Annotated in this window: 1 protein-coding gene; it reads left to right on the top strand. The window is 37.5% G+C overall.

What is annotated here, in order from left to right; all coding sequences use genetic code 11:
• Window positions 1-595: dicarboxylate/amino acid:cation symporter (locus ACS8FD_RS21085; protein ID WP_439277304.1), on the top strand; the 595-nt coding region annotated here is incomplete at its 5' end.
• Window positions 596-677 lie beyond the last annotated feature (82 nt).

Raw genomic sequence — 677 nt, 5'->3', positions numbered from 1 at the left:
CACTTCATACCTTGGAGTAATTATCCTGGTTGGAGTTGCGTTCCCAATAATGATGAAAGTGTTTGGTATTAAAGTTATCCAGTTCTACAAGAATATTAAAGAAGCTGCTTTTACATCATTTGTTACCAGTAGTAGTATTGGTACTTTACCAGTTACTATTAAATGTGCAGAAAAGGCTGGTATTGGTGAACGAGTTGCAAAACTCACATTGCCTATCGGCGCAACAGTAAATATGAATGGTACAGCAATACGGTTTGGCGTTGCAGTTATCTTTGCCGCAGAAATTATGGGGATGACTTTATCAACGCCAGAGTTGGCTACTATCGTTATAATAGGTACTATGGCAGCTATTGGTACTGCTGGCGTGCCAGGAGCTGGATTAATTGGTATGTCTATTGTCTTTACACAAGCAGGCTTGCCGATTGAAATCGTTGCACTTACAGCAGGTATTAATATCTTAGTAGATATGATTTTCACTTTTGGCAACGTTGTTGGAGATTTAGTTGGTGCCAAAATAGTTGATCAAACTGAGAAGTGGAAAGGAGATACTATTGAGGAAAGCCAAGTAATTGTCACTTCAGAAGCTGTAATGTAAGGAGCTAATTATAATTTATTAGATTCTGATAAGTGAAATCAAGATGGGTTGATTGGCGTTACATATAATTATCAGTGAAATA

This window comes from Psychrobacter sp. 1U2 (assembly GCF_051847575.1).
The sequence above is the reverse complement of the archived record's forward strand: the minus strand, read 5'-3'. Positions and strand labels throughout refer to the sequence as shown.